Origin of the sequence: Xanthomonas sp. SHU 199 (assembly GCF_000364665.1) — a bacterium.
Taxonomy (GTDB): Bacteria; Pseudomonadota; Gammaproteobacteria; order Xanthomonadales; family Xanthomonadaceae; genus Xanthomonas_A; species Xanthomonas_A sontii.
Genome location: NZ_AQOI01000826.1, coordinates 1 through 5,105, shown reverse-complemented (window position 1 = coordinate 5,105; position 5,105 = coordinate 1). Strand labels below are relative to the sequence as shown.

The 5,105-nt window shown below is 72.0% G+C and carries 3 protein-coding genes and 1 pseudogene; 3 read left to right on the top strand and 1 reads right to left on the bottom strand.

Features of this window, described 5'->3' with window-relative positions:
• Nucleotides 1–131 precede the first annotated feature (131 nt).
• Complete coding sequence (gene purH, locus D183_RS0122655) at nucleotides 132–1,715, bottom strand: bifunctional phosphoribosylaminoimidazolecarboxamide formyltransferase/IMP cyclohydrolase (RefSeq protein WP_017911014.1); 1,584 nt, start codon at nucleotides 1,713–1,715, stop codon at nucleotides 132–134.
• A 256-nt stretch (nucleotides 1,716–1,971) separates the two neighbouring features.
• Between purH and D183_RS0122650 the strand changes: the two genes are divergently transcribed.
• From D183_RS0122650 to D183_RS0122640, 3 genes and pseudogenes are all read left to right on the top strand, one after another.
• Nucleotides 1,972–2,586: a CDP-alcohol phosphatidyltransferase family protein gene (locus D183_RS0122650; protein WP_017911013.1), complete on the top strand. Its 615-nt coding sequence runs from the start codon at nucleotides 1,972–1,974 to the stop codon at nucleotides 2,584–2,586.
• A 62-nt stretch (nucleotides 2,587–2,648) separates the two neighbouring features.
• On the top strand, nucleotides 2,649–4,403 hold the full coding sequence (locus tag D183_RS0122645) for a bifunctional alpha/beta hydrolase/class I SAM-dependent methyltransferase (RefSeq protein ID WP_017911012.1): 1,755 nt from the start codon (nucleotides 2,649–2,651) through the stop codon (nucleotides 4,401–4,403).
• A pseudogene (locus tag D183_RS0122640) lies at nucleotides 4,400–5,105 on the top strand (inositol phosphorylceramide synthase); the annotation flags it as partial. The gene D183_RS0122645 and the pseudogene D183_RS0122640, both read left to right, overlap by 4 nt.

Below are 5,105 nucleotides of genomic sequence, written 5' to 3'. Positions count from 1 at the left end.
TGCGGCCGCAGGTGCGGCGCTGGGGGCGGGGGGCGCGGCCGGCGTGCAACCGCCCAGCACGAGGGCGCCGGCCACGGCCAGCATTGCGAGCGGACGGGGCACGACAGCGGACAGGCGCATCGCTGCAGACCTCAGTGGCGGAAATGCCGCACGCCGGTGAACACCATGGCGATGCCGTGCTCGTCGGCCGCGGCGATCACCTCGGCGTCGCGCATCGAACCGCCCGGCTGGATCACCGCCTTGATGCCGGCCGCGGCGGCGGCGTCGATGCCGTCGCGGAACGGGAAGAACGCATCGGAGGCCATCACCGACCCCTCCACGGCCAGGCCGGCATCGGTGGCCTTGATGCCGGCGATGCGCGCCGAGTACACCCGGCTCATCTGCCCGGCGCCGACGCCGATGGTGCGGTGGTCCTTGGCGTAGACGATGGCGTTGGACTTGACGTACTTGGCCACCTTCCACGCGAACAGCAGGTCGTCGAACTGCGCCTCGGTCGGCGCCAGCCGGGTCACCACCTTCAACGCGTCGCGCGGCACCACGTGCGCGTCGCTGGTCTGCAGCAGGATGCCGGAGCCGACGCGCTTGCTGTCGATGCCGTAGGCGCCGTCGCCGGTGGGGATGCGCAGCACGCGCACGTTGGCCTTCTTCTTGGCGTATTCCAGCGCGGCGTCGTCGTAGTCGGGGGCGATCAGCACTTCGACGAACTGGCGGTCCAGGATCGCTTGCGCGGTGGCCGCATCCAGGCGCCGGTTGAAGGCGATGATGCCGCCGAAGGCGCTGGTCGGGTCGGTGGCGTAGGCCAGTTCGTAGGCGTCGCCGCAGCCGGCGCCGACCGCCACGCCGCACGGGTTGGCGTGCTTGACGATGACGCAGGCCGGCGCGTCGAACTGGCGCACGCATTCCCAGGCCGCATCGCTGTCGGCGATGTTGTTGTAGGACAGCTCCTTGCCCTGCAACTGGGTGAAGGTGGCCAGGGTGCCGGGCGTGGGGAAGAGGTCGCGGTAGAACGCGGCCTGCTGGTGCGGATTCTCGCCGTAGCGCAGTTCCATCACCTTGACGAAGCTGGAGTTCATCTGCGCCGGGAACGCGCTGCGCGTCGGCACGGCGGCGTCGCTGGCGGTGACCGCGGACAGGTAGTTGCTGATCGCCGCGTCGTACTGGGCGACGCGGTTGAACGCGGCCACCGACAGGGCGAAGCGCTTGGCCGCCGACAGCCGGCCGTCGTTGGCCTCCAGCTCGGCCAGCAGTTCGGCGTACTGCGCCGGATCGGTGGCCACCGCCACGCGGGCGAAGTTCTTGGCCGCCGAGCGCAGCATCGCCGGGCCGCCGATGTCGATGTTCTCCACCGCGTCGGCGAGCGTGCAGTCGGCCTTGGCGGTGACCGCCTCGAACGGATACAGGTTGAGCACCAGCAGGTCGATCGCGGCGATGCCGTGCTCGGCCATCACCGCATCGTCGGTGCCGGCGCGGCCGAGCAGGCCGCCGTGCACCAGCGGGTGCAGGGTCTTGACCCGGCCGTCCATCATTTCCGGGAAGCCGGTCAGTTCGGACACGTCCTTCACCGCCAGCCCGGCCTCGCGCAGGGCCTTGGCGGTGCCGCCGGTGGACAGCAGCTCGACGTTGCGCGCGGCCAGCGCGCGGGCCAGGTCGATCAGGCCGGTCTTGTCGGAAACGGACAGCAGCGCCCGGCGCACGGGCAGGAAATCGGAGGACATGGGGCAGGGCGGGGGCAGCGGAACGGGCCGCCATTGTAGGCGCTGAGGCCCGCCGACGCCCGGCCGGCCGTGCCCACGGGCCTGCGGATCGCGTGTGCGGCGGCGCCGGCACACGGTGTGCGCGCCTCGCCGTGGAGCCGCGCGCGCGGTGCGTGCGGACCGTGCAGAACACCTGCGCCGTGGCTTCGGCCGCGCGCGCAGCCGCTGCGATGCATTAGGCTGTCGCCGCCCCGCCCTCGCCGTCAGGACCACGCGCGTGTCGATCTATGCCCTCAAAGGACGTTTCCAGGACCTGCTGCGGCCCGGCGTGCGCGTGCTGTACCGGCTCGGCGTCACCGCCAACCAGGTGACGGCGGCCGCGGCGCTGCTGTCGCTGCTGGTCGCCGCGGTGGTCTACACGCAAGGCGCGGCGCAACCGCTGTGGTACGCGCTGCTGCCGCTGTGGATGCTGCTGCGGATGGCCTTGAACGCGGTGGACGGCATGCTGGCGCGCGAGTTCGGCCAGCAGTCGCGGCTGGGCGCCTACCTCAACGAACTGTGCGACGTGGTCGCCGATGCGGCGCTGTACCTGAGCCTGCTCGGCGTGCCCGGCGTCGGTGCCGGCTGGCTGTGGCTGATGGCGCTGACCGCGGCCTTGACCGAATATGCCGGCGTGCTCGGGCTGATGGTCGGCGCCAGCCGCCGTTACGATGGGCCGATGGGCAAGAGCGACCGTGCCTTCGTCATCGGCGTGCTGGGGTTGCTGCTGGCCGGCGCCTGGATCGGCGCGGCGACGGTCACGGCCGTCGCCATGGCCGTGGCGCTGTTGTGCGCGGCGACCGTGCTGCGCCGGGTCGCGGCGGGATTGCGCGAGGCGGCGGCACGCGCGTGAGCGGGACGGCCGGCGTGGCCGCGGCGAACAGGGATTCAAGACAGACAAGGAATCGGCAACGGATGCGGCAGGTCAACGAAAGCGAATTCGCCAGTTTCGACGGCACACGGTTGTTCTACCGGCACTGGCCGGCCACGACGCCGGCGGCGCCGCCGCGGGCGGTGGTGCTGCTGCACCGTGGCCACGAGCATTCCGGGCGGGTCATGCACCTGGCCGAGGAACTGGGCCTGGACGAGTGCGCGCTGTTCGCCTGGGATGCGCGCGGCAACGGCCGCTCGCCCGGCGCGCGCGGCGACGCGCCCGGCTTCCCGGCGCTGGTGCGCGACCTGGACCGCTTCGTCGCGCACATCGGCGAGGTCCACGGCATCGCCGTGCAGGACATCGTGGTGGTGGCACAGAGCGTGGGCGCGGTGGTCGCCAGCACCTGGGTGCACGACTACGCGCCGCCGCTGCGCGCGCTGGTGCTGGCCTCGCCGGCGTTCAAGGTCAAGCTGTACGTGCCGTTCGCGCGGCCCGGGCTGGCCCTGATGCAGACGCTGCGCGGCAACTTCTTCGTCAACAGCTACGTCAAGCCGCAGTGGCTGACCCACGATCCGGCGCGGGTCGAAAGCTATCGCAACGATCCGCTGATCACCCGGCCGATCTCGGTGCGGGTGTTGCTGGGGCTGTACGCGGCGGCCGACCGCGTGGTCGGCGATGCGCAGGCGATCACCGTGCCGGTGCAGTTGCTGGTGTCCGGCAGCGACTTCGTGGTGCACCGCGGGCCGCAGGACCGCTTCTACGAGCGCCTGTCCTCGCCGGTGAAGGAGCGCCACCTGCTGCCCGGTTTCTTCCACGACACGCTGGGCGAACGCGATCGCGCGCCGGCGCTGGCGCAGATCCGTCGCTTCGTGCGCGAGCGCTTCGCCGAGGAACCGGCATTGCCCAGTCTGCGCCACGCGCACCGCCGCGGGCCGACCTTCGAGGAGGCCGAGCGTCTGGCCTGGCCGCCGCAGCGCTACAGCCTGCAGGACCTGCGCTGGCGCGGCGTGCGCGCCGGCCTGCGCGTGGGCGGGCAGCTCTCCGAAGGCATCGCCCTCGGCCTGCAGACCGGTTTCGATTCCGGCAGTACGCTGGACTACATCTACCGCGACCAGGCGGCCGGGCGCGGCCCGCTGGGGCGGATGATCGACCGCAACTACCTGGATGCGATCGGCTGGCGCGGCATCCGCGTGCGCCGCCAGCACCTGCATGAGCTGCTGGGCCTGGCGATGCAGCGGCTGCGCGCCGCCGGCCTGCCGGTGCGCGCGCTGGATATCGCCGCCGGCCACGGCCGCTACGTGCTCGAAGCGCTGGCCGGCGACAGCCAGCGCGCCGACGCGATCCTGTTGCGCGATTTCAGCCCCTTGAACGTGGCGCAGGGTCGCGCGCTGATCGGCACGCTCGGCGCCACCGACATCGCCCGCTTCGAGCAGGGCGATGCCTTCGACCGCGACGCGCTGGCCGCGCTGCAGCCGCGGCCGACGCTGACGGTGGTGTCGGGCCTGTACGAACTGTTCCCGGACAATGACCAGGTGCTGCGCTCGCTGCAGGGCGTGGCCGCGGCGGTGGAACCGGGCGGCTACCTGGCCTACACCGGCCAGCCCTGGCATCCGCAGCTGGAGTTCATCGCCCGCGCGCTGACCAGTCACCGCGGCGGCGCGGCCTGGGTGATGCGCCGGCGTACCCAGCAGGAGATGGACGAACTGGTGCGCGCGGCCGGCTTCCGCAAGCTGGAGCAGCGCATCGACGAGTGGGGCATCTTCACCGTGTCGCTGGCGCAGCGGATCGCGCCATGAGCGCCGCGGCCGCGCGGCCGTGGCGGCGTGCGCTGGCCTGGCTGGCGCTGCTCGGGCCGTTCTTCTTCCTCAGCTACGGCCTGGCCAACACCCTGGCCGCGCGTCGCGCCGCCGTGCCGTCGCTGCCGTTCGCCTGGGAAACCCAGATCCCGTTCTGGCCGTGGACCATCGTCCCGTACTGGTCGATCGACCTGTTCTACGTGATCTCGTTCTTCGTCTGCCGCACGCGCGCCGAACTGGACACGCATGCGCGGCGTCTGCTCACCGCGCAACTGCTGGCGGTGGGCTGCTTCCTGCTGTGGCCGTTGCGCTTCAGTTTCGAGCGGCCGCCGACCGAGGGCGTGTTCGGCTGGCTGTTCACGGTGCTGCTCGGCTTCGACAAGCCGTTCAACCAGGCGCCGTCGCTGCACATCGTGCTGCTGGTGGTGCTGTGGGTGCGCTATGCGCAGCACCTGCACGGGCTGGCGCGACTGGCCCTGCACGGCTGGTTCGCGCTGATCGGCCTGTCGGTGCTGACCACCTACCAGCATCACTTCCTCGACGTGCCCACCGGCCTGGCCGCCGGCTGGCTGTGCGTGTGGCTGTGGCCGGAGCGCATCGCCGCGCCGTGGCGCGCCGCGGTACCGGCGCGCGATCCGCGGCGTTGGCGCCTGGCCGCGCTTTACCTGTTCGGCAGCGCGGCCTGCGCGGCCGCCGCACGCG